Source organism: Serratia sp. CY56464, from assembly GCF_052168435.1.
In the GTDB taxonomy this organism is placed as follows: Bacteria; Pseudomonadota; Gammaproteobacteria; order Enterobacterales; family Enterobacteriaceae; genus Serratia; species Serratia marcescens.
Window position 1 is genome coordinate 74,936 of the sequence record NZ_JBJNMV010000001.1, and the last position, 23,412, is coordinate 98,347.

The 23,412-nt window shown below is 60.5% G+C and carries 21 protein-coding genes; 12 read left to right on the top strand and 9 right to left on the bottom strand.

Annotated features, from left to right (window positions below; translation table 11 throughout):
* Nucleotides 1-36: 36 nt before the first annotated feature.
* A complete protein-coding gene (locus tag ACJ8KE_RS00395) occupies nucleotides 37-729 on the top strand; it encodes an aspartate/glutamate racemase family protein (protein WP_016926810.1) in 693 nt (230 codons plus the stop codon).
* On the opposite strand, the gene ACJ8KE_RS00400 is transcribed toward ACJ8KE_RS00395, so the two are convergent.
* A complete protein-coding gene (locus ACJ8KE_RS00400; RefSeq protein ID WP_442517053.1) occupies nucleotides 726-1,973 on the bottom strand; it encodes an ion channel protein in 1,248 nt (415 codons plus the stop codon). The genes ACJ8KE_RS00395 and ACJ8KE_RS00400 overlap by 4 nt on opposite strands.
* Nucleotides 1,974-2,283: 310 nt before the next feature.
* Between ACJ8KE_RS00400 and glk the strand changes: the two genes are divergently transcribed.
* On the top strand, nucleotides 2,284-3,246 hold the full coding sequence (glk, locus tag ACJ8KE_RS00405; RefSeq protein WP_016926812.1) for a glucokinase: 963 nt from the start codon (nucleotides 2,284-2,286) through the stop codon (nucleotides 3,244-3,246).
* A 69-nt stretch (nucleotides 3,247-3,315) separates the two neighbouring features.
* Here the strand turns inward: glk and ACJ8KE_RS00410 are convergent, their stop codons facing one another.
* Nucleotides 3,316-4,545, bottom strand: a complete 1,230-nt coding sequence (locus tag ACJ8KE_RS00410; protein ID WP_016926813.1) for an L-lactate MFS transporter — start codon at nucleotides 4,543-4,545, stop codon at nucleotides 3,316-3,318.
* A gap of 397 nt (nucleotides 4,546-4,942) precedes the next feature.
* Here ACJ8KE_RS00410 and ACJ8KE_RS00415 point away from each other — a divergent pair, with 397 nt between their 5' ends.
* Entirely contained in the window at nucleotides 4,943-5,275 is a 333-nt protein-coding gene (locus tag ACJ8KE_RS00415; protein ID WP_016926814.1) for a DUF2502 domain-containing protein, read from the top strand.
* A gap of 4 nt (nucleotides 5,276-5,279) precedes the next feature.
* Here the strand turns inward: ACJ8KE_RS00415 and ACJ8KE_RS00420 are convergent, their stop codons facing one another.
* From ACJ8KE_RS00420 to ACJ8KE_RS00430, 3 genes are all read right to left on the bottom strand, one after another.
* Nucleotides 5,280-6,014, bottom strand: a complete 735-nt coding sequence (locus ACJ8KE_RS00420) for a LytR/AlgR family response regulator transcription factor (protein ID WP_004936341.1) — start codon at nucleotides 6,012-6,014, stop codon at nucleotides 5,280-5,282.
* Nucleotides 6,011-7,702, bottom strand: a complete 1,692-nt coding sequence (locus ACJ8KE_RS00425) for a LytS/YhcK type 5TM receptor domain-containing protein (RefSeq protein WP_442517272.1) — start codon at nucleotides 7,700-7,702, stop codon at nucleotides 6,011-6,013. The genes ACJ8KE_RS00420 and ACJ8KE_RS00425 overlap by 4 nt, the downstream gene beginning before the upstream one ends.
* Nucleotides 7,703-7,793: 91 nt before the next feature.
* Nucleotides 7,794-9,038 carry a DUF1479 domain-containing protein gene (locus ACJ8KE_RS00430; RefSeq protein ID WP_079452172.1) on the bottom strand — a complete coding sequence of 415 codons (1,245 nt, stop codon included), beginning with the start codon at nucleotides 9,036-9,038 and terminating at the stop codon, nucleotides 7,794-7,796.
* A 168-nt stretch (nucleotides 9,039-9,206) separates the two neighbouring features.
* Between ACJ8KE_RS00430 and ACJ8KE_RS00435 the strand changes: the two genes are divergently transcribed.
* From ACJ8KE_RS00435 to ACJ8KE_RS00445, 3 genes are all read left to right on the top strand, one after another.
* Entirely contained in the window at nucleotides 9,207-9,746 is a 540-nt protein-coding gene (locus tag ACJ8KE_RS00435) for a GNAT family N-acetyltransferase (RefSeq protein ID WP_016926817.1), read from the top strand.
* Between the two features lie 119 nt (nucleotides 9,747-9,865).
* The gene (gene alaC, locus ACJ8KE_RS00440) at nucleotides 9,866-11,095 is read left to right on the top strand and encodes an alanine transaminase (protein ID WP_016926818.1); all 1,230 of its coding nucleotides are present in this window, start codon (nucleotides 9,866-9,868) and stop codon (nucleotides 11,093-11,095) included.
* 111 nt (nucleotides 11,096-11,206) lie between these two features.
* A complete protein-coding gene (locus ACJ8KE_RS00445) occupies nucleotides 11,207-11,731 on the top strand; it encodes a cytochrome b (protein ID WP_016926819.1) in 525 nt (174 codons plus the stop codon).
* A gap of 66 nt (nucleotides 11,732-11,797) precedes the next feature.
* Here ACJ8KE_RS00445 and ypdK read toward each other — a convergent pair whose 3' ends face one another.
* Nucleotides 11,798-11,872: a membrane protein YpdK gene (gene ypdK, locus ACJ8KE_RS00450; RefSeq protein ID WP_099782600.1), complete on the bottom strand. Its 75-nt coding sequence runs from the start codon at nucleotides 11,870-11,872 to the stop codon at nucleotides 11,798-11,800.
* Between the two features lie 556 nt (nucleotides 11,873-12,428).
* Nucleotides 12,429-12,866: a transcriptional regulator gene (locus ACJ8KE_RS00455; protein WP_016926820.1), complete on the bottom strand. Its 438-nt coding sequence runs from the start codon at nucleotides 12,864-12,866 to the stop codon at nucleotides 12,429-12,431.
* Nucleotides 12,867-13,445: 579 nt separating this feature from the next.
* On the opposite strand from ACJ8KE_RS00455, the gene pgaA reads away from it, so the two are divergent.
* The 4 genes from pgaA to pgaD are packed head-to-tail and all read left to right on the top strand — an operon-like array spanning nucleotide 13,446 to nucleotide 19,687.
* Nucleotides 13,446-15,902: a poly-beta-1,6 N-acetyl-D-glucosamine export porin PgaA gene (gene pgaA, locus ACJ8KE_RS00460; protein ID WP_016926821.1), complete on the top strand. Its 2,457-nt coding sequence runs from the start codon at nucleotides 13,446-13,448 to the stop codon at nucleotides 15,900-15,902.
* Between the two features lie 10 nt (nucleotides 15,903-15,912).
* A complete protein-coding gene (gene pgaB, locus ACJ8KE_RS00465; protein WP_028128362.1) occupies nucleotides 15,913-17,919 on the top strand; it encodes a poly-beta-1,6-N-acetyl-D-glucosamine N-deacetylase PgaB in 2,007 nt (668 codons plus the stop codon).
* The gene (gene pgaC, locus ACJ8KE_RS00470; protein ID WP_016926823.1) at nucleotides 17,916-19,250 is read left to right on the top strand and encodes a poly-beta-1,6-N-acetyl-D-glucosamine synthase; all 1,335 of its coding nucleotides are present in this window, start codon (nucleotides 17,916-17,918) and stop codon (nucleotides 19,248-19,250) included. Before pgaB ends, pgaC begins: the two co-directional genes overlap by 4 nt.
* Nucleotides 19,247-19,687, top strand: a complete 441-nt coding sequence (pgaD, locus tag ACJ8KE_RS00475) for a poly-beta-1,6-N-acetyl-D-glucosamine biosynthesis protein PgaD (protein ID WP_016926824.1) — start codon at nucleotides 19,247-19,249, stop codon at nucleotides 19,685-19,687. The genes pgaC and pgaD overlap by 4 nt, the downstream gene beginning before the upstream one ends.
* Here the strand turns inward: pgaD and ACJ8KE_RS00480 are convergent.
* Nucleotides 19,684-20,139, bottom strand: a complete 456-nt coding sequence (locus ACJ8KE_RS00480; protein WP_016926825.1) for a DUF805 domain-containing protein — start codon at nucleotides 20,137-20,139, stop codon at nucleotides 19,684-19,686. The genes pgaD and ACJ8KE_RS00480 overlap by 4 nt on opposite strands.
* Before the next feature lie 285 nt (nucleotides 20,140-20,424).
* Between ACJ8KE_RS00480 and mltB the strand changes: the two genes are divergently transcribed.
* Complete coding sequence (gene mltB / locus ACJ8KE_RS00485) at nucleotides 20,425-21,513, top strand: lytic murein transglycosylase B (protein WP_015378637.1); 1,089 nt, start codon at nucleotides 20,425-20,427, stop codon at nucleotides 21,511-21,513.
* A gap of 57 nt (nucleotides 21,514-21,570) precedes the next feature.
* On the opposite strand, the gene ACJ8KE_RS00490 is transcribed toward mltB, so the two are convergent.
* A complete protein-coding gene (locus tag ACJ8KE_RS00490) occupies nucleotides 21,571-22,722 on the bottom strand; it encodes a porin (protein WP_028127761.1) in 1,152 nt (383 codons plus the stop codon).
* Nucleotides 22,723-23,119: 397 nt separating this feature from the next.
* Here ACJ8KE_RS00490 and ACJ8KE_RS00495 point away from each other — a divergent pair, with 397 nt between their 5' ends.
* Entirely contained in the window at nucleotides 23,120-23,410 is a 291-nt protein-coding gene (locus tag ACJ8KE_RS00495; RefSeq protein ID WP_442517054.1) for a hypothetical protein, read from the top strand.
* The last annotated feature ends 2 nt before the right edge of the window (nucleotides 23,411-23,412 follow it).

Here is a 23,412-nt window from a genome sequence, read left to right on the forward strand (position 1 = left end):
GGTCAGAGGATCGTCGGAAATGCTGAGGAACGAAGGATGAAAGTGTTGGGTCTGCTGGGCGGCATGAGCTGGGAATCCACCATTCCGTATTACCGCACCATCAACGAGCAGGTAAAGGCGCGCCTCGGCGGGCTGCATTCGGCCAAAATCGTGCTCTACAGCGTCGATTTCCAGGAGATTGAGCGCTTGCAGCACCAGGGCGATTGGGACGGCGCCGGCCGGCTGTTGGCCGAGGCCGCGGTGGCGTTGCGCGCCGCCGGCGCCGAAGCCATCGTGATCTGCACCAACACCATGCACAAGGTGGCGGAGGCGGTCGAGCAGGCCAGCGGCCTGCCGCTGATTCACATCGCCGACGCCACGGCGCTGCAGGTGCGGGAGAAAAACATTCGCCGCGTCGGGCTGCTGGGCACGCGTTTTACCATGGAGCAGACCTTCTACCGCGGCCGCCTGCAGGAATTGCACGGCATCGACGTGGTGACGCCGGTCAGCGCCGATCGTGACATCGTGCACCGCATCATCTATGACGAACTCTGCCTCGGCAAAATTCGCGACGCCTCGCGCGACGAGTATCGCCGGATCATCAGCGATCTGGAACAGCAGGGGGCGCAGGGGATTATTTTCGGCTGCACCGAAATAGGCTTGCTGGTGAGCGAGCGGGATGCGTCGGTGCCGGTGTTCGACACCACCGCGATCCACGCCCGCGCCGCCGCGGCGTTCGCGCTGGCCTAATCGTCATGCGGCGGTTGCCGGCGGTTTACCAGCATCAGCGGTTTGCCCGCCAGCGCCAGCCAGGCGGGCAGCATCACGATGCACAAGACCGGCAGCAGGTGCAGATCCGGCACTACCGCCACCGCCATAAACAGGCTGAGCCAGCCGTCGCGCGTTACCACCAGCACCAGCCCCATGATGGCGCAGGAGACGGTGATCGCCGCCGGCACCGCCGGAACGTGCTGATGCAGCATCAGGCCCAGCGCCGCGCCGACGAACACCGCCGGGAAGATGCGCCCGCCGCGAAAACCGCAGGCGGCGGCGATCACCAGCGCCGCCAGCTTGGTCAGGGTAATGGTCAACAGCGTCGGCACCGAATAGCTGTCGTCCACCGCCAGGCGTTTCATCTCATCCAGCCCCTTGAACAGGGTAATCTCTCCGCCCAACAGCGCCAGCAGCCCCAGCACAAAGCCGCCCAGCCCTAACATCAACACCGGATTCTTCATTGAATGGAACAGGCGGTGAACATGCGGGAAACACCACAGCGCCACCATGCCGAGCGCGATGGCGATCAGCGCCACGATGGCGCCGCTGAAGATGTCCGGCAGCCGCGTCACGTCGTAGGCGTCGAGCTGCAGGGCGAAATTGGGCACGAAGAACATCTGGGTGGTGACCGCGCCGGCGGCGGCGGCCACCAGCGGGGCGAACAGCCGATCCCACAGCGGCGTTTCGTTATTGCCGGCTAGGGTTTGCGAAAAGATCAGCGCGGCGGCGACCGGTGTGCCGAACATTGCGCCGATGGTGCCTGCCGCGGCCAGGATGATCCAGTCCATGCGCGGCACTTTCGGCAGCAGGCGCGCGCCGGCCGCCGCCGCCAGTGCGATGTTGATGGCGGTGATCGGGTTCTCCGGCCCCAGACTGACGCCGCCGGCCAGGCCGACGATCAGCGCCAACCCCAACCCCGGCAGGGCGGAGAGCGGCAGCGGCATGCCGATCAGTGATTCCGTCGCCGGATCCGGCCCGGCGTGACCCGGCATATAACGCACGATCAGGCCGACCGCCACGCCGGTCAGCGTCAGCATCGCAACCGGCCACCAGGGCGACTGGGCGTCCAGGCTCAGCGTATCGGGCAGCGTCACCCACAGTAATTGCTGCAATGCGGCGGCAATTTTCATCACCAACAGCAGCACCAGACTGGAAGCGGAACCGATAATCAGCGCAGGCAAAGCAAAGGCCAACATGGCATTGGCGCGCGGATGCAGCATGAATAATCCCTTGTCGATGCCTCCCTGCGGGGCAGGGAGAGCGGGTGGTTGGGCAGTGGCCACAGCTTGCCAGACTATCGGCGCGCAGGCACGCATTGATATTGCCCGGCGTCGATGACGGTTAACAGTCGCGGCGGCGCGTTTTTTGCCGCAATTTGTTTCAAATCGCGGCTTGGCGGGCCAGCTGAAACGTTTTTTGTGATCCGGATCGCTATTGGGGCGCAGATCCGAGGCGGGTGATTGTTGTTTTCGCAGCAGGATTTTACAGTGTGGGCAGCTTTTTATTTTTCATTTTGCGGAGACGAAATCAATGACCTATGCCCTCGTAGGTGATGTTGGCGGCACCAATGCCCGCCTGGCGTTGTGCACTGTTGCGACGGGTGAGATTACCCAGGCGAAAACCTATTCCGGCCTGGAGTTCGACAGCCTGGAGGCGGTGATCCGCCACTATCTGAAAGCGTGCGATATCGAGGTGCAGGACGCCTGTATCGCGATCGCCTGCCCGGTGACGGAAGACTGGGTCGCGATGACCAACCACAGCTGGGCGTTCTCGATCAAAGAAATGAAGGCCAACCTGGGGTTGAGTCATCTGGAAGTGATCAACGATTTCACCGCCGTCTCGATGGCGATCCCGATGCTCTCGCCGGACGACGTGCTGCAGTTTGGCGGCGGCGATGCGCAGCCGGGCAAACCGATTGCGGTGTATGGCGCCGGCACCGGGCTGGGCGTCGCCCACCTGGTGCAGGTCGATCGCCGCTGGGTCAGCCTGCCGGGCGAGGGCGGCCATGTCGATTTCGCGCCGAACAGCGAAGAAGAAGACATTATTCTGGAGGTGCTGCGCGGTGAAGTAGGGCACGTTTCCGCCGAGCGCGTGCTGTCCGGGCCGGGCCTGGTCAACCTGTATCGCGCCATCGTCAAGGCAGACAACCGCCTGCCGGAGAAACTGGCGCCGAAGGACATTACCGAGCGGGCGCTGGCCGACAGCTGCATCGACTGCCGCCGTGCGCTGTCGCTGTTTTGCGTGATCATGGGGCGCTTCGGCGGCAACCTGGCGCTGAATCTGGGCACCTTTGGCGGCGTGTACATCGCCGGCGGCATCGTGCCGCGCTTTATGGAATTCTTCAAGGCCTCGGGCTTCCGCGCCGCCTTCGAAGACAAAGGGCGTTTCCGTGACTATGTGCGAGACATTCCGGTGTTCATGATAACCCATGGTCAACCGGGCCTGTTGGGGGCCGGCGCGCATCTGCGCCAGACGCTGGGCATGCGGCTGTAAGCCGCGCGGCAGGGCAATAAAAAAGGGGCGCAACCCGCAGGTTGCGCCCCTTGTCGTTTTCGCGGGGTATCAGGCTTTGGCCAGCTCCGCCGCCTGTGCGGTTTCTTCGCTTTCCATTTCCACCGCCTTCGGCGCTTTGATGAACAGCGTAATCAGCAAAGAAGCGGCGGACAGGACGCCAATCACCATGAAGGTGGCGTGGAAGCCGCCGAAGTATTTGGCGACGAACGAACCGGCCAGCGCGCCCAGGCCGAAGCCCTGGTAGATGATGCCGTAGTTTTTGCTGTGGTTTTTCAGGCCGAAGAAGTCGCCGACAATCGCCGGGAACACGGTGATGTTGCCGCCGAAGCAGAAGGCCACCGCGCCGACGCAGATGAAGAACAGCGTGTGGTTCAGGGTCATGAAGCTCAGGGCGACAATCGCCAGCACGGTAACCAGCATGGTGAAGCTGATGACGCGCATGCGGCCCACTTTATCGGACAGCGTACCCAGGATGATGCGGCCGGCGGTGTTGAAGATGGCGACGGCGGACACGGTGTTGGCGGCGGTAGCCAAGTCCATCCCGGCCAGCTGAACGCCCATGTCTTTCACGATGCCAATCAGGTACAGACCGCTCATGCAGGCAGCGAAGAAGATGGTGAACAGCAGGTAGGCTTCTTTGGTGGCCAGCATCTGGCGCACGCTGAAGTCGTTGCCCAGACCATTGGCGCCTTGCTGTGCGGCGTTGGCCGCCAGCACCGGCTCTTTCAGCAACAGGGAACCGACGACGATCAGGCCCATCACGATGGCACCCCAGTAGAAGAAGGCGCCGGAAACGCCGACGTCAGCGATCAGGGCGGCGTTGACGTATTTGAACAGCAGGCTGCCGCTGCCGAAGGCGCCGACGGAGATGCCGGAAATCAGGCCTTTGTTGGCGGGGAACCACTTAATCAGGTTGGACAGGGTGGAGATGTAGGCGATACCGACCGCAAAGCCCACCACCACGCCGGCCAGCAGGTAAATCATGTCGAGCGAGCTGACGTGGGCGCTGGCGATGAGACCCAGGCCGACCAGAATGCCGGAACACAGCGTCAGATTGCGGATGCCGAAGCGTTCTTGCAGCTTGCCGGCGAACAGCGTGGCGAAGGCCAGGAAGAAGCTGGTGATGGAGAAGGTGGTGGCGACGTCCGCCAGCCCCCAGTGGAACTTGTCGACCAGCGGCTGGTTGAACAGGCTCCAGGTGTAGATGGTGCCCAGACCCATCTGACAGATGATGGTGCCGAGAACGATTAAGCTGCGATTTGCCGGTTTGGTGTTCATGGCCGGTCTCCTTCCTGTGTGTGCGTTGCCGGGCGTGAGCCGTTGGCTGAAATTTGCGGGGTGAATCTGTGTTCCCGCGGTATGGGCTTATTATATGGCCGGCGCCCCCGGCGGGCGGCGGATAGGGAATGAGTTGCACGATGGAAGGAATGAAATGCATTTTATACGGCGTGAGTTGCCGTTTTTGCGCCGAAAAGCGCGTGAAATGCCGGGGGTGACACGTGATCTACATCAAAGATATCAACGATTTATTGTTAATCACCGGTGAACGATTGTGGTGAAATTGTGAAGGATGCGTCTGCAAGGCGTAAATCGGCATTGCGCCTATAGAGCGGCGGCGAGCGCGGGACTATGTTATCTGCGATCGGACGAGGTCCGCTCTGCAGGAGTCCATGAAATGAAAAAAACGCTGTTGTTACTGGCCGCGCTGCTGGCGCTGCCGCTGGCGAGCCAGGCCGACGTGTCCATCGGCGTGAACGTGCCGGGCCTGTCGTTGCATATCGGCGATCGCGATCATCGCGGCCACTACTGGGACGGCTATCGCTGGCGCGATCCGCGTTGGTGGGCCGATCATCACCGGTATGAACGCCCGCGCGGGTACTATTACGGCCCGCCGCCACGGGTGATTTACTACGGGCCGCCGCGGCGCGACTGGCGAGATCGGCCGCATTACCGCATGCCGCCACCGCCGCCGCCCGGCTATTACTACCGTCCGGGCCCGCGCTGGTAAGCGCTTACAGGCGCATCAGCTTGCGAAACTCTTTCACCTTGCTGCGGCTGACCGGCACTTCAAACTCAAGATCGCTCAGCCGCAGAATGTAGGTATTGTTGAACCAGGGCACGATCTCGCGGATCTTGGCCAGGTTAACGCAGTAAGAGCGGTGGCAGCGGAAGAAATGTTCTTCCGGCAGCCGGCCGTAAAACTCGGTGAGGTTCATCGGCATCACGAACTCTTCCCGGCGAGTGTAGACCCGCGTCACCTTTTCATCGGCGGCGGCGTAATAGATGTCGTTGATGTCGGTAACGATGATCCGCTCGTCTTTGATCAGGTTGATGCTGTGGCTGCCGCGGCTCGGCGCGCTGGTCGGTTCCGCCGCGCCGGCGGGGCGATGATGCAGCGCCTCCAGCTTTTGCAGCATGGTGACGATGCGCGCCTCGTGATAGGGCTTGAGGATATAGTCGAACGCTTCGATCTCGAACGCTTCCACCGCGTGCTCTTTATAGGCGGTGATGAACACGATAGACGGGCGATGCGCGAATTTGCTGATGTTTTGCGCCAGTAACACGCCGTCCAGCGACGGGATGTTGATGTCGAGGAAAATGGCGTCGACCTGGTGGGTCTGCAGGTATTTGAGGACGTCGAGGCCATCCTCGAAGGTGGCGACGATATCGATATTGCTGTGTTTCTTTATCAGGTAACTGAGTTCTTCCTGCGCGAGGAATTCGTCTTCCACGATGATGGCTTTCATGAGGCCTCCCCGACCGGCGGCGCGCTCGGTTCCTGATGCAGCTTGCCGCCGTTTTTGCTGATGTAGAACGCGATTTCGGTGCCCGGCTCCAGGCGGCGGATATGCAGCCCTTCACCGTACAGCAGCGACACGCGGTGGTGTACGTTGAGCAGGCCGATATTGTGGCCCGGCATCTCGTTGCGCGCCACCCGATCGATGGTTTCCTGATTGATGCCGTGGCCGGTATCCTTCACCGATATTTTCACCCGGTCGCCCTGATCTTTCACCGCGATCACCACCACCCCTTTGCCCTTGCAGGGCTGGATGCCGTGCACGATGGCGTTCTCCACCAGCGGCTGGATCAGCAGGCTCGGAATGCGCACCGAGACGTCGTCGTCGATGTCGTAAATCACCGTCAGCTTGGCGCCGAAGCGCGCCTGTTCGATGGCGATGTAATCCTGGATCTGATGCAGCTCCTTGCGGATATCGATCAGTTCGTCGTTCAGCTCCAGGTTGTAGCGCAGGTAGCGCGACAGATTGATGATCAGCTGGCGCGCGGTGTCCGGATTCAGGCGGATGGAGGAAGAGATGGCGTTCAGCGCGTTGAACAGGAAGTGCGGGTTAATCTTGCTCTGCAGCGCGCGCATTTCGGCTTTATCCGCCATCTGGCGCAGATGCTCGATGCGCGAAACCTCCATCTGGGTGGAGATGATCTGCGACAGCCCGACCGCCATCACCTTCAGCGTGTTGGTGATCTGGTGAGCGTGGCAGTAGTAAATTTTCAGCGCGCCGGTCACTTCGCCCTTTTCCCACAGCGGCACCACCAGCTGCGAATGGATCTGCGGCGCGGCCGGGTTTTCCAGGTTGTTTTTGATGATGATTTTGCCGTGGCGAATGCTTTCGCGGGTAACGCGGCTCAGCCCTTCGCGGCCGATCGGGTAGGCTTCGCGCCCCACGCCGACGTAAGCCAGCACCTGATGGGTATCGGTGATCGCCACCGCGTCGGCGCGGATGTCCTGGCGGATGATATCGCAAATGGTGGCCAGCGATTCGCCGTTGATGTTGCGAAAATAGGGCAGCGTCTTGTGGGCGATATCCAGCGCCAGCTTGGCCTGGCGCGCGGCGATCACCTCTTTTTCATCTTCGACGCTCTGCACCAGCAGCACGATCAGGCCGATGCACACCGTGCCGAGGATCATCGGCAGCGCGATCTGCGACACGATGTCGAGCCCAAGCTCGATCGGCTTGGCCCACAGCACGATCAGCAGCATGGTGAGGGATTCGCACAGCATGCCGCCGACGATGCCGGCGCGCCAGCGCTGCTCTTTTCTCACCTTGAGGTTGATGTAGCCGGCGCTGATGCCGGCGATGATGCTGGTGATGAGGCAGGGCACCGAGGTGATGCCGCCGATGTCGATCAGATAGCGGTGCACCCCGGCGATGATGCCGGTGACGATCCCCACCCAGGGGCCGAACAGGATGCCGCCGGCCATGATGGCGATGACGCGCACGTTGACCAGCGATCCCTCAACGTTGATGCCGGAGTAGGTGCTGAACAGCGCGAACAGCGAGAAGATTGCCGTGACGATGCCGAGCTCAAGCGGCGTATGGTCTTCTTTTTGCAGCAGTTGGCGGAACAGCCGGGTGCGGGTCAGGAAAAACAGACAGATCAACATCAGCGCGGCGCGATCAAACACCGCCAACAGCATTTCAAAAAAAGGGTGCACGACGGGTTCTCGCTGCGGCCTACGGATGACGGCAGTATACCACAGCGAGAGAGGCCCGTGGCTGGGGCGGCGGTCAGCGCATGCCGAGCTGCGCTTTGCCCAGCGGCGTCAGCAGCTCGACGGTGGCGCGGCCCTCGAAATCCACTTCGAAATCGTCGGGGGCGAAGTCCGGCGGCGTTCTGCCGTCGATAAAGCTCGGCAGTTGGCGCTGCAGATAGGCGTCGTTTTTCTCGCAGCCCGGCGCGGCGGCGATGTACATCACGTTGCTGTCGAACTCGCCGTTATGTTCGTTCTCCACCGCGTGGATCACGTCGCAATGCCAAAATACCGTGTCGCCCGGCTCCAGATCGGGAATAGGGGAAATCCCGCTTAATAAAAGGGGATGCCATTTTTCCGAGATCGACAGCGCGCGGCCCGGCGCCGCATCGCACAGATCGTCGTCGGCGACGTCGTCCTGCAGCGCGCGCAGCAACACATAGGCCATGGCGTTGGCGATCGGCACCAGGTTCAGCGTGCCGGCGTTGGTGCGTTGCGGCGTCAGCGCCGTCCAGCCCTGGAAGGTGCGGAACATCGAGCAGACCGCCGGGGAGGCTATTTCGCGCACCTCGGTGCGGCCGTCGGCGGCAAAGGGATCGTACTGCTGCCAGTCGCCGGAGAAGACGTGGCGATACACATAGCGGAAATTCTCGTCCAGCCAGCGCTCGATGGTGCCGCTGTCGACGTGCGGTGACAGGCCCAGTGATGAGGAGTTCGGCGGGCGGCGGCGGGTGCGATCGGCGTAGGTGGCGACGCGGGTCGGATCGAAATGCTGCTTGCCGTTGCTTTCGGTGGCCCACAGGCTGTTGAGGAACACCTGCACCGCATGCATGCGCGCATCCTGCCGCGCTTCGACCTGCGGTTTTGACCAATAGATGCCGTAAATTTGCGGCTTGCTGGCGGCCAGCTTGCCGAAATAGTTGTCTTCGGCGGCGTTTTTCAACCGCTCGACGAAGTTGTTGCGCTCGAGATAGTCGCCGATTTCCCGGTTCCAGCCTTCGGCCTTGGCGCGGGGAAACACACCGCGAATGGCGCAGGCGCCGCGCTGTTTGATCAGCGCTATCTGTTGATCGCTGACGCGCTGCTGCAGGATATCTTCCGCGTCGATCTGCGGCACCGGATTATGGCCGGCGGCCAGTTCGCAGCGGATCTGGTCGACCTGGCCGCGGATGTTCTCCTCCAGCGCCAGAAAAACGTCGCGGTAGTTCGGCAATACCTGCCGCAGCTGGCGCTTGACGTTAACGATCGTCTGCGGAATATCGTCGATGACTAAAGAGGCCATGGTGTTCTCCTGATGCCGCGTGGGTAACGGCGGCGGGCAGTTGTAGGGAGTCGGGCAAGACGTTATGGTTTTGTGGTTTTAACGTAAATGATTATCGGCAACCAATCGGGGAAAATAAAGAGATATCTTTCATTCGTAAGTTCCTCTTTTTCGTTTTTCGGAGATTTTATGAAGCTGGTCACTGAACGTCTGCACTTACAGTCGATAACCGCCGAGGATTGGCCGCTGTTTCTGCGCCTGTACCAAGATCCCGAGGTGATCCGTTACATCTCCGATCCGCGCAGCGAAGCGGAGATCCGCGCACGGTTCGAGGAGCGCCTGCCGGTCTGGGACAAACACGGCGAGCAGTGGCTGTGCCTGGTGATGCGTGAGAAGCACAGCGGAGAGGCGGTGGGCATTACCGGCTTTCGTCCGCACTGGGCGCCGTATCGGCAGGCGGAAGTGGGATACGGGAGTTTGCCTTCCGGGCAGGGCAAGGGCTATGGCAAGGAGTCGCTGCGGGCGGTGCTGGATTTTGCGGTGAACGCCTGCGGTTTTCACAAGCTGACCGCCACCGTGACCGCCGGCAACCTCGCCTCGCGCGGCCTGCTGGAGTCGTGCGGTTTCCAGCTGGAGGGCACGCTGCGCGACAACTACCGTCTGGCGGATCAGTGGTGCGACGACTGGCTGTTCGGGCTGCTGGCGGCGGAGTTTCAGGGCGCTAAATAAAAATATCGCGCCGGGTATCGACAAGCTCGTCGGCGCTGCGCTATGTTCGATATTCGGTCAGTTCGCTGGCCAGCGTCGCTCGGACGGTCCGGGCGCTAACGTCTATCGAGGAATCCCCTATGGCTGATAACAGTCCACAGCGCCGTTTCACGCGCATTGAACGCCTTCCCCCTTACGTATTCAACATCACCGCCGAACTGAAGATGGCCGCACGCCGTCGCGGCGAGGATATTATCGATTTCAGCATGGGGAACCCCGACGGCCCGACGCCGCCGCACATCGTGGAAAAACTGTGCGCCGTCGCCCAGCGCGACGACACCCACGGTTATTCCACCTCGCGCGGCATTCCGCGCCTGCGCCGCGCCATTTCGCGCTGGTATGCCGATCGTTATCAGGTGGATATCGATCCGGAAAGCGAAGCCATCGTCACCATCGGTTCGAAAGAGGGGCTGGCGCACCTGATGCTGGCGACCCTCGATCACGGCGATACCGTGCTGGTGCCGAATCCCAGCTACCCGATCCACATTTACGGCGCGGTGATCGCCGGCGCTCAGGTGCGCTCGGTGCCGCTGGTGGACGGCGTGGATTTCTTCGGCGAGCTGGAGCGTGCCATTCGGGAAACCATTCCGCGCCCGAAAATGATGATCCTCGGCTTCCCGTCCAACCCGACCGCGCAGTGCGTGGAGCTGGATTTCTTCGAGCGGGTGGTGGCGCTGGCCAAACAGTACAACGTGCTGGTGATCCACGATCTGGCCTATGCCGATATCGTCTATGACGGCTGGAAAGCGCCGTCGATCATGCAGGTGCCGGGGGCGAAAGACATTGCGGTGGAGTTCTTCACCCTGTCGAAAAGCTACAACATGGCCGGCTGGCGCATCGGTTTCATGGTCGGCAACCCTGAGCTGGTCAGTGCGCTGGCGCGCATCAAGAGTTATCACGACTACGGCACCTTTACGCCGCTGCAGGTGGCGGCCATCGCCGCGCTGGAAGGCGATCAGCAGTGCGTGCGCGATATCGCCGAGCAGTATCGGCAGCGCCGCAACGTGTTGGTGAAGGGGCTGCATGAGGCCGGCTGGATGGTGGAAAATCCGAAGGCGTCGATGTACGTGTGGGCGAAAATTCCCGAGCCTTATGCCCACCTCGGTTCGCTGGAGTTTGCCAAACGCCTGCTGGCGGAAGCCAAGGTCTGCGTCTCGCCGGGCATTGGCTTTGGCGACTACGGCGACACCCACGTGCGCTTCGCGCTGATCGAGAATCAGGATCGTATCCGCCAGGCGGTGCGCGGCATCAAGGCGATGTTCCGCGCGGACGGGCTGCTGAAGCCGGGCAAAGCCGGCAGCGCCAAATAATCCTGTCAGGCCGGGCGTTCGCCCGGCCTTATTTTTTTCCGTCCCAAGGTTTTCTTCATTATTTCCCCATTATGCTCAACTACGCTGAATTTTATTTTTTGGACAGAGTGAATGAGCAACCGCTACGCGCGATCGCAAATCGTTTTACATTGGCTGACGTTGCTGATGGTGATCCTCACCTATGCGGCGATGTTGCTGAAAGATTCGGTGCCGGAGGCGTGGGCGCCGATGGTCAAAAATCTGCATTTCAACTTTGGGGTATCGGTCTTTGTCCTGATGCTGATTCGGTTGGCGGTGCGTTCTTTCCACGCTGCGCCGCCGACCACGCCCCCGCTGGAAGAATGGCAGGAGGTAGGCGCGAAGATTTTCCATTGGCTGCTGTACGTGGTCTTCCTGATGTTGCCGTTGCTGGGCATGTTAACCCTGGCCTACGGCGGGAAATCGTGGTCTTTGCTGGGCTGGCCGGTGCCGCACTGGGTGACGCCGGAGCCGGTGATGCGCAAGCTGGTTAAAACGGTGCATGAGACGCTGGCAAACGTTGGCTACTTTATCATTGGCGCGCATGCGCTGGCGGCGCTGTATCACCACTACCTGCGCAAGGACGACACCCTGCGCCGCATGATGCCGGGCAAATGATCGCTCGCCGAAACGACAAAGGGACGCTTGCGCGTCCCTTTGTCTGTGTTCCTGGTGTGGCTGCTGTCAGGCAACCATCAACATGAAGGTGCCAACCCAGGCAACCAGCATGAATGACACGCCCATCAAAAAATATTTCACTGAACAACTCCTGTCTGGAGTCCTCGCCAGCAATGATCCCGATTGTTGTGCTGAGTGTTTTATGGACAACCGGCTTGTCGGGCGGATTCTTCCAAGCGAAAGAACAACGTCCTCGAGCGCGGGGTGTCCGGTTGTCGCGCCTCATGCTCCGTGAGGTAAAATCCGAACCGCGACAGGATCGGCGCTAATGTACTCTCAATACTGGTCTGATTTCAATACTGTGTTTTTGATCACAATTTTAGGCTGTTTTTTAAACAGTGCGGGCTGTTTTATAACGCTTTTTATAAGCAAGCGACAGAAAGTAGCCCGCTGTGGCGGGCTTTAAAATCGGGTATTGCAATACGGCGGCAGGCGCTCAAGCGACGGCGTTGATGCCGGTCGCCAAAATGACCCAAAAAACGAGACAAGACAGCAGAATAACGGCCCAAATATGACGGCGACTCCACTCCATTTTTAGCCTTCGTTGTTGCGACAAGTGATTAGGTAGCCATCATATCGGCGCAAAACGGGGAAAATTTAGCCCCCTTGGATAATATTTCGCTTACATATCGCTAACTTATTGACAAACTTCGCTTATTGTCACGCGCACTTCGTAGCCCAGCAGATACAACGCCTGCTCCAACGCTTCAATCTTCGAGGCGTAGCCGATATCCAGCAACCGCTCCATTTGCCCGCCGTTGAATCCCAGCTTGCGCGCCAGCGCCGCTTTGCCGGTGTTTTTGCGCAGCATCGCGTTGTGCAGTTCGATCTTCAGCGTCACCAGAGCCGGCAGATGTACCCTCAAGTCATCGGTTTGCAGAGGAGAAGGGGCGGGCAGGGGCTGCCCTTCATCCATCGCGGCGGCGATGGCGGCCAGCAGGCTTTCCTGTGCTTCCAGCTCGATGTCTTCGCGTTTATAGCAGGCAGATTGCCACTCGGGGAAGTCGTGGAAACCGATCTGCCAGGCATCGCTGTCGCTATCGAAGGTGTAATGGGCGGGGTAGTGGCTGTACATGGCAATCCCTGATTGAAACCAGAATGAGGCGCTATTGTGACGGCATGCCCGGGAGATAGCCAGCATGAATGTATACGTGGGGAATTTAAATTGAACTGAATAATTATTAGCAGGCAAATTTAATTTTCGTGTTAACAATAGTCTTATTATTTTTCCAAGAAGGTAGATTATTTAATTGGGTGTTTGGATTAATATTCCTGTTGGCCGGTGATAATGAGAATTAAAATCAAATATCACACTGGTTTTTATATAATTTCACACGAAAGAGTGAAAATAAGAATATTGGTCATAAATAAATCCCATCTTATTGATTTTTATTGTTTTAATTTTTATTATTTCACTTATTGATAATTGTGAAATTCCAGTTTCAGGCAGATATCACCTGGCTGCGGTATTCATTGGCGGATTTATAAAATACTCTTTTTAGGCAAAGGCGCATTCGATTCTATTTAAGCGTGCGCCAGACAGAAATATTCATTACTCCATGCTTATTACCCGACGGCTCTAGCCGACTTTTCGGGTGCCTGCTCGCATTTCTACTTTGCCAGGACAGCAGCTCACGGATTAAAGGAATACCTCGTGCCTAAAGTTAACTCGCGTTCATTACGCTTTACCGAACGCCACGCTACCAAATATGCGGCGTCATTGCTGTTTATCGGTTTATCCCTGCCGGCCACCGCGCTGGCGGATGAACGCTATGACGCGCTGATCCGTCAGGCCAGATCGGGCGATACTGCGCCGGTGCTGGCGTATTTATCGCAGCGGCGCGCTCAGGAGGGGTTGAGCCTGCAGCAGCGAGCCGATTATATCCAGGTGGCCGGGTGGGCCGGCCACGATGAAGAGGTCGTCGCGCTTTGGCGTGCCGACGGCGCCGCGCTGCAGCGGGATAGCGCCAGTCTGGCGACGGCGGCCCGCGCCTATCGCAACCTGAAGCAGTGGCAACCATCGCTGCAACTGTGGCGTACGGCGTTGCAGCTCGCTCCCGCCGACGGCGGCTTACAGCGTGGCTATGTGATGACGCTGGCGGATGCCGGGCAGGATGCGCAGGCGCAAACGGAGGCGTCCAAAGCGGAGAAACTGCTGGAGCCGGCGACGTGGTATCTGACGCGCGCCTATGTGGACCAGGCCGCCGGCCGCAGCTGGGCGGCGCTGGAAAACGCCACTCATGCCCGCGCGCTGGCGCCGTCCGACACCGGTATTCAGGCTTATTACGTGACGCTGCTGACGGCGAATCGGGTCGCGGATCCGGCGCTGCGTGAAAGCCAGGGGCTGGCATTGCCGCCCGCGCAGCAGCGGCGCCTGCAGGCGGATGAAGCCGCCGAGCTGGTGCGGCTGTCGTTTATCGATGCTCGCGGCGAACAAGAACGTTTCGTCATCGCCGACCGCGCGCTGGCGCGCTATGACCAACTGCTGGCGCAGTGGCGGCCGCTGCCGGAGGCGCAGGACAGCTACCAACAGGCGCGCGTCGATCGCCTGGGCGCGCTGTTGGCGCGTTATCGAATGGCCGAAGTGGTGAGCGAATATCAAACCTTGCAGGCGGAAGGGCGCACGGTGCCGGATTATGCCCAGCGCTGGGCGGCGTCCGCCTACCTCTATCTGCAGCAGCCGGACAAGGCGCAGGCCATTTTCGGCCGCCTGAACGCCGCCGCGCCGCAGGCGGTGACAGCCGAAGACGAAACCGATCTGTTTTACGCGCAGGCGGAGAACGAACGCATCGATCAGGCGGCGTTGCTGGCGCAGCGCGTCAGCCAGCGCTATCCCTACGCGACCCGCCTGTACCAACTGCCGACGCTGGCCTACAACGATGACTGGCTGGTCGGCCAATCGCTGCTGGCGCAGTCGCGGGTTTATCAACGCGATCTGGCCGAGGCCGAACGGCAGTTGACCCATCTGGCGCGAACGGCGCCGGGCAATCAGGGTTTGCGCATCTCCTTGGCCAGCGTTTATTTGGCGCGCGGCTGGCCGCGTCGCGCCGAGGAGGAGTTGAAGCAGGTGGAAGGGCTGGAGCCGCGCAGCCTGCCGTTGGAGATCCAGCAGGGCTATGTCGCGCAGGCGTTGCAGGAGTGGCGCCAACTGGATTTGCTGGCCGACGACGTCATCCAGCGCGCGCCGGAAAGCGTTGCCGCTCAGCAGCTTGAACGTTCGCGCCGCATTCACCATATGTCTGAACTGCGCATCAGCGGCAATCAGGGCATTGATTCCGACGGGCCGGTCAGCGGCAGCCACGATTTCGGCATTCACGCCGCGCTCTATTCACCGCCGATCGACGACAACTGGCGGTTGTTCACCGGCTGGGGATTCAACACCGGCCAATTCGACGAGGGCAAGGGCATCAACCGCGATCTCAGCGCCGGCGCCGAGTGGCGCTCGCGCGATCTGTGGCTGGAGGCCGAGGTGGCCAACCGCAACTACGGCCACGGCAATGAGCTCGGCCTGCGCCTCTCATCCTGGTATGACCTGAATGATCAATGGCGCCTCGGCGGTTCGGTGGCGCGCCTGTCGGCCGAGACGCCGCTGCGCGCGTTGACCAACGGCATCAGCGCCAACGGCGGCAACCTGTGGCTGCGTTGGCAGCAGAACGAAAGCCGCGAGCTGCGCGCCAGCGTGGCGCCTTCGCACTTCTCGGACGGCAACAATCGACTGGAGTACGGCCTGGAAGGGCGGCAACGGCTGCTCGCCGGCGCCCGCTATCGGCTGGACATGAACCTGACGCTGTCCGGCAGCCGCAACAGCCAGGAGAACGTGCCGTATTACAACCCGAAGCGCGACTTCACGCTGCTGCCATCGTTAACGCTCGATCACACCCTGTATCGCCATTATCAGACCGAGTGGAGTCAGCAGTTCCAGGCCGGCGCCGGCAGCTATTGGCAGCGGGACTATGCGCGCAAGCCGATCACCCAGCTGGGTTACGGCCAGCGCGTCAGCTGGAACGGAGTGTTGGACGCCGGCGCGATGCTGCAGTTTGAGAAGCATCCGTACGACGGCAAACGCGAGCGGAACATCGGCGTGACGTTTGATCTGAATTATCGTTTTTAAAGGAATCATCATGCTTATTCGATCTTCACTTCTCGTGTTGGCCGCCTTGCTGACCACCGCCTGCAGTCAGGCGGACGTGCCGCGCTTCACGCCGCCGGCGGAGCGCCCCGTGGGGCCGATGGAACGGCCGTGGCCGGCCAACCGTTACGCGGTGCTGGCGTATCACGACGTAGAAGACGGCGCGGCGGACCAGCGCTACATGTCGGTGCGCACCAGCGCGCTCAACGAACAGTTCGCCTGGCTGAAGCAAAACGGCTACCAGCCGGTGTCGGTCGAGCAGATCCTGCAGGCGCAAAACGGCGGCCCGGCGTTGCCGAACAAGGCGGTGCTGCTGACCTTCGACGACGGCTACCGCAGCTTCTACAGCCGGGTATTCCCGCTGCTGAAGGCCTACAACTGGCCGGCGGTGCTGGCGCCGGTCGGCGTTTGGCTGGATGCGCCGGCCGGCAAGCCGGTCGATTTCGGCGGCCTGATGACGCCGCGCGATCGTTTCCTCACCTGGCAGCAGGTGCGGGAAGTGTCGGACTCCGGGCTGGTGGAGATTGGCGCGCATACCTACGCTTCGCATTACGGCGGCATCGCCAACCCGCAGGGCAATACCGAACCGGCGGTCGCCAATCGGCTGTACGACGCCAAACAGGGCCGCTACGAAAGCGAGAAGGAATACCGCCAACGCATCGAGAAGGACGTGGCGTTGATCACCCGGCGCATCACCGCCGCCACCGGTAAGGCGCCGCGCGTGTGGGTCTGGCCGTACGGTGCGGCCGGCGGCGTGGCGCTGGACATCGCGCGCAAGCACGGTTACCGCATGGCGCTGACGCTGGAGAACGGGCTGGGAGACGTCAACGCGCCTGAGAACGTGCCGCGCATGCTGGTGGCCGGCAACCCGTCGCTGACGAGCTTCGCCCAGCAACTGACGCAGATACAGAACCGACAGATCATGCGGGTGGCGCACGTCGATCTCGACTACCTCTACGATCCCGATCCGCAGCAGCAGGCCAAAAACCTCGATAAGCTGATCCAGCGCATCTACGACCTGCGCATCAATACCGTTTTCCTGCAGGCGTTCGCCGATCCAAAAGGCGACGGCAACGTGCGCGAGCTCTATTTTCCCAACCGCTGGCTGCCGATGAAGGCCGACCTGTTCAACCGAGTCTCCTGGCAGCTCTCTTCGCGCACCGGCGTGGCCGTGTATGCCTGGATGCCGGTGCTGGCATTCGAGCTGGGGCCTGACGTGCCGCGCGTGCAGCGCCTCGATCCGCAAAGCGGGCAGCTGTCGGTAGACGACAAGCAGTATCGTCGCCTGTCGCCGTTCAGCCCGGTGGCGCGTCAGCGCATCGGTGAGATCTACGAGGATCTGGCGGCCCACGCCACCTTCAAAGGGATCCTGTTCCACGACGATGCCCTGCTGTCGGACTTCGAAGATGCCGGCCCCGACGCCGTTGCGGCCTACCGTCAGGCCGGCTTCGCCGATTCGGTGGCGGCGATACGCCAGGATCCGCAGGCGATGGCGCGCTGGACGCGCTTCAAGAGCCGGGCGCTGATCGAGTTTACCCAGTCGCTGACCGAGCGGGTGCGGGCGATCCGCGGCCCGCAGGTGCAAACCGCGCGCAACATCTATGCGATGCCGGTGCTCGATCCCGCCAGTGAAGCCTGGTTCGGCCAGAATCTGGCGGATTTCCTGCAGGCCTACGACTGGGTGGCGCCGATGGCGATGCCGCTGATGGAAAACGTGCCGCGCGCCGACAGCGGCCGCTGGCTGGATCAACTGGTGGGCAAAGTGGCCGCTTACCCCGGCGCGCTCGATAAAACGGTGTTTGAGTTGCAGGCTGTCGACTGGCGCAAGGAGCGCCGGGTCAGCCTGGATGACGGTCAACTGCTGGCCGAATGGATGCGTCGCCTGCAGCGCAATGGCGCTCAGAGCTTTGGTTATTACCCCGACAACTTCCTCGACGATCGGCCTAAGCTGGATGCCGTTCGCCCGGTGTTGTCCTCAGCCTGGTTCCCACTGCCATGACCGATCGTTTAATTGCCTTATTTATCCTGTGTCTGGTGTTGAGCGTGCCTTTCGGCATCGTCCTGCTGTTTACCGGCGAAATGCTGCTCAACTTCGTGTTCTTCTGGCCGTTGTTCATGTCCGGCATCTGGATCGCCGGCGGCATCTATTTCTGGCTGCATCGCGAGCGGCATTGGCGCTGGAGCCCGGACATGCCCGCGCCGGCGCTGCCGGGCAACCCGTCGATCAGCGTGCTGATCCCCTGTTTCAACGAAGGGTTGAACGCGCGTGAAACCATTTCGGCGGCGATGGCGCAGCGCTATGACAATATCGAAGTGATCGCCATCAACGACGGCTCCAGCGATGACACCGCCGAGGTGTTGGACCAGTTGACGCTGGAGTTCCCCCGGCTGCGAGTGATCCATCTGGCGCAAAATCAGGGCAAGGCGATCGCGCTGCAGGCGGGCGCAGCGGCGGCGCGCAGCGAGTATCTGGTGTGCATCGACGGCGATGCGCTGCTGGATCGCGATGCGGCAGCCTATTTGGTGGCGCCGCTGTTGGCCAATCCGCATGTCGGCGCGGTGACCGGCAACCCGCGCATCCGCACGCGCTCCACGCTGATCGGCCGCATCCAGGTCGGTGAGTTTTCGTCGATCATCGGCCTTATCAAGCGCACGCAGCGCGTTTATGGCCGCCTGTTCACCATTTCCGGCGTGGTCGCGGCGTTTCGTAAGCAAGCGCTCACCGATGTCGGTTACTGGAGTCAGGACATGATCACCGAAGACATCGACATCAGCTGGAAGCTGCAGCTGAAGCACTGGGCTATCTTCTTCGAACCGCGAGCGCTGTGCTGGATCCTGATGCCGGAGACCTTGCGCGGGCTATGGAAGCAGCGCCTGCGCTGGGCGCAGGGCGGCGCGGAGGTGTTTTTAAAGAATCTGCGCAACCTGTGGGCCTGGGAGCACCGGCATATGTGGCTGCTGTTCGCCGAATATTGCCTCTCCACGCTGTGGGCGTTCACTTACCTGGTCAGCGTGCTGATTTTTCTGGTCGGACTGGCGGTGCCGCTGCCGGAGGGCATCCGCATTCACTCGCTGCTGACGCCGGCGTTTACCGGCCTGGTGCTGGGCGTGGTGTGCTTGCTGCAGTTCACCGTCAGTCTGCTGCTGGAGAAGCGTTATGAGAAGGGCTTCGGCCGCTCGCTGTTCTGGATCATCTGGTATCCGCTGGTGTATTGGCTGCTCAGCTTGCTGACCACGCTGGTGGCGTTTTCCAAAGTGATGTTGAAAGCTCGGCGCGGGCGTGCGCGCTGGATAAGCCCCGACCGGGGCATTGGGAGGATCAAAGAATGACGGACGTCCTGATTTATTCCGAGCGCGGCCTGCTGCCGCGTATGGTAGACAGCCTGCTGACGCTTTTCGCCTGGTGCGGTTTCCTTTATCTGTTTAGTCGCGGCCTGATGTCGGTAATGGATCAGCACGGGGTGGGCTCCGCTCTGTCGCTGCTGGAAGTGATCTCGCTGTATATCATTGTGGCGTTGTTCAATGCCGTCACTCTGATCGCCTGGGCCAAATACAACCAGTATTTCTCCCGTCGCAGGGCGGCCGACCGCTGGCGGAAACAGCAACAGAACACCCACATCGGCTATATCACGCCGGAGCTGACCCGGCAGTTGCGGCGTTTGCCGATCGCCGTGGTGTCCCACAACAGCGGCGGCGGCATCAGCCAGGTTAGCGGCAGGCTGACGGCGGCCGAACCGGCAGCGAACAAGGTGGTGCAGCTGCGTTAATCGTCAGCGTTGCCGTCCGGCTTGCGGCGCAGCCCATCGGGCGGCAACAGCAGGGCGCAGATCATGACGGCCAGACTGAACAGCGGCAGCCAGCGCGCCACCGGACCGGGGGCGTAGTTGTTGAGCACCGAGCAAACGTAGCATGTTACGGCCAGCATCCAGCCGGGCAGGCCGATATCGTTGAGCCGAAACGCGGTTTTGGCCATAAACCATGCCACCAGGCCAAAACAGAACAGCGCCCACACCATGATGCACAGCAGATACAGCAGCACCGAGACGAATTCCTCGGTGTCGCCGTGCGCATGGGCGCGAAAATGGTTTTTATCCAGGTAGGTCGACAGAAACGACAACAGCACGATGCCAACGGCGAAGATCGCCAGCGAGAAAACAAAGGGTTTGCGCGAGATGCGCCCGCGGTAAAGGTCTTTGGCGAGTTGTCCGAGAGATTCCATCACAGTCCGTTGTCGTAATCATTGACCGCCCGGCGGCGGCCGGATGGCAAGCAGCCGGGCATTTTAACGGGGCAAACGGGGGCGTCAAGGTGATAACTTTTCTCATTTAGTCGCGGTTGAGATTCCACGCGGTCGCACCGGGCGTCCTTTCACCGTGCAAAACGTCACAATTTGGCACGTTTGGCTACCTGGCGCGGTAATTGGCGGCATAATCCTGTTTGTTCGCGTTGAACAATGCATTAACATAACTCCCACTTATCTCTTGCATGGCTATATGGATATCCGATGCGTCACCTGGTTGCGCTTTTACCGCTGATTACCTTGCTTGCTGCCTGTAGCAGCACGCCGAAACCCAGTACCACCGCTACGCCGCAGAGCACCCCGGTAAAGGGCGGCTTTTTGCTGAGCCCGGCGCACAGCGGCGCGCCGCTGGGAGGGGATTTCGCCAATAACCCGAATACCGCGCGCTTCATCGATAAGATGGTGCAGGAACACGGGTTTGACCGGCAGCAGCTGCACGACGTGCTGGCGCAGGCTCGGCGATTGGACTCGGTGCTGCGGCTGATGGACAGGCAGGCGCCGACGCCGTCTACCCAGGGCCCAACCGGGCCGAACGGTTCCTGGCTGCGCTACCGCAACAAGTTCATCACTCCGGATAATGTGCAAAACGGCGTAGTGTTCTGGAATCAATATCAGGATGCGCTGCAGCGCGCCTGGCAGGTATACGGCGTGCCGCCGGAGATCATCGTGGGGATTATCGGCGTGGAGACCCGCTGGGGCCGCGTAATGGGTAAAACCCGCATTATCGACGCGCTGGCGACGCTGGCCTTCAACTACCCGCGCCGCGCCGATTACTTCGCCGGTGAGCTGGAAACCTTCCTGCTGATGTCGCGCACTGAAGGCGACGATCCGCTCGAACTGCGCGGCTCCTTTGCCGGCGCGATGGGCTATGGGCAGTTCATGCCTTCTTCCTTCAAAAGCTACGCGGTCGACTTCAACGGCGATGGGCATATCAACCTGTGGGATCCGGTCGATGCCATCGGCAGCGTGGCCAATTACTTCAAGGCGCACGGCTGGTCCAAAGGCGAGCCGGTCGCCATTCAGGCCAACGGCCAGGCGCCGGGGCTGGAAAACGGCTTCAAGACGCGCTACTCGGTCGCCGCGCTGGCGGAAGCCGGCCTAAGCCCGCAGGGCTCGCTCGGCGATAATCAGGAAGCCAGCCTGCTGCGGCTGGACATCGGCACCGGCTACCAGTATTGGTACGGCCTGCCGAACTTCTACGTCATCACCCGCTATAACCACAGCACCCATTACGCCATGGCGGTATGGCAACTGGGCGAAGCGGTCGGGCGCTCGGCGCGCGGCGGCTTCTGACGCTGCGTCAATAAACGAAAAAGGCCGCTTGCGCGGCCTTTTTTGCGTTCTGAGCAATCAGAAATCGTAGCGCAGGCGCACCACGGTCATATCGCCGAGGTTGTCGGTGCTCGATGTCAGCACATGCTCCACGTCAACGCGGAAACCGTAGTCAAACTGCACGGTAACCCCGAGGCCGTTGTCGATGCGCTGGTAGTTGCGGCCGGTGATGTATTCCAGGCGGTCGCCCATGAAGTACGGCATCACCGATTTCACCGCGTACTGGCCAACCGGCACGGTATAACCGGCCAGGTATTCGATACCCCATGCGTCGCCGGCGAAGTAATTATTGATGTCGGCTTTCTTGGTGGTCAGGAAGTCGTTGTAGTAACCGCCGCCGAAGGTGAGGGTCCAGTTGTCCGGTTTCCAACTGATGGCGGTACCGAAAATGTTCTGGTCATAGCTCTTGCTGCCGCTGGTGGACGGATTGCGCATTTCGGCGCGGGTGTAGTTCCAGGCGGTGCCCCAGGTCAGGTCCTGCGTAATGTGGTAATCCACGCCCAGTGAGCCGCCGCCTTTGCGCTTGTAGCGCAGGCCGTTGCCCGGCAGATAGTCGCTGTCGCTGAATAGGTACGAAGCGTAAACGTCCGCATCGCCGAAGCGGTTCTTGTACTTCAGCATTTTGCGTGAGCGGTAAGAGCCGTCGTAGTCGCCGTTGATGCCGTTGCCCGGTGCCTGGGCCAGCATGTCGTAGTCCCAGATATCGGTTTTGGCGCCAACCACATCGTAGTAAACGCTGTTCTGCTGACCGAAGGTCATCTGGCCCCAGGTGTTGCTTTTCAGGCCGGTGTACAGCATGCGGCGGCTGGTGTTTCTCGCGCCGTCGGCATAGTGGTGATCCCAGTCGAACAGCGCCGGAATGTTCACGCCCAGCTCGTAGTAGCTGATCCAGCTGATATCGTCGAACAGGTAATAGTCCGCCGCGAAACGGAAGCGGGTGCCGCCGTCGAAGCCGTTACGCTTGTAGGAGCCCTTGTCACCGTCACCCGTCATGTTGTTGAACTGCGGACGGATACTGCCGCCAACGGTGAAGTTCAGGCGGCTGAGCGGATCGCCAGCCTGCGGATCCTGCTTCAGCAGGGTGATTTCCGCCTGAGCGGCGAACGACGCGCTGCCGATCGCCAGACCCAGCGCCACCGCTTGAGTCAATACGCGCAATTTCATTGCCATGTGTTATCCCTGTTTTATGTATGACCGCCCCCATCAGCGCCGCCATGCCGATGTTTTGCGCAGAACGCTGCGTTTTCACGCATTTTGACGGTTTTTTTGGTGTTTTAGCGGCGGGCGGCATTTGTAACATAAACGGTGACATAAATAATTACTTTTCTTGCTAATTGTTGGCCGGTTTTTGACCATTTCGTGCGGTGAAAAGGGCCGTTTTTCATGCCTTTCGATTCGGATGAATTCATCTAACGCCAAGGTTTATATTTTTCATTTGTCAGTCATCGGCGTCAGCCTGTAATTTTATCCGTGCAAGAGATAATTAATTTCAGCCTGTCACCGCCGTATTAACGTTAGCCTTTTTCTGCGTAATCGGTCGGCAGGAATAAGCGATTGGGAGGTCGCCATGAGAAATCTGTTCATGTTGTTGGTGGGGGTGTTTTCATTACCGGCGATGGCGGCGGAATCGCACGTTTGTCATTCTCAAGCTTATGATTATGCAGAGATTAGTAAGGTCAGGTTGTCTGACGACACCCTGTTTACCTGCCGCGGCGTGGGGCGCCTGACGATCCCGGAACTGGCGCGTAAAGGATGGAGGGTGATTCATTTAGCGCAGCAAACTGAATATACCGACTCCGTCGACAGCGATGGCGAAGTTATTAAGCTTTATCAGGAAATCGTGGTGTATAAAGAATAACG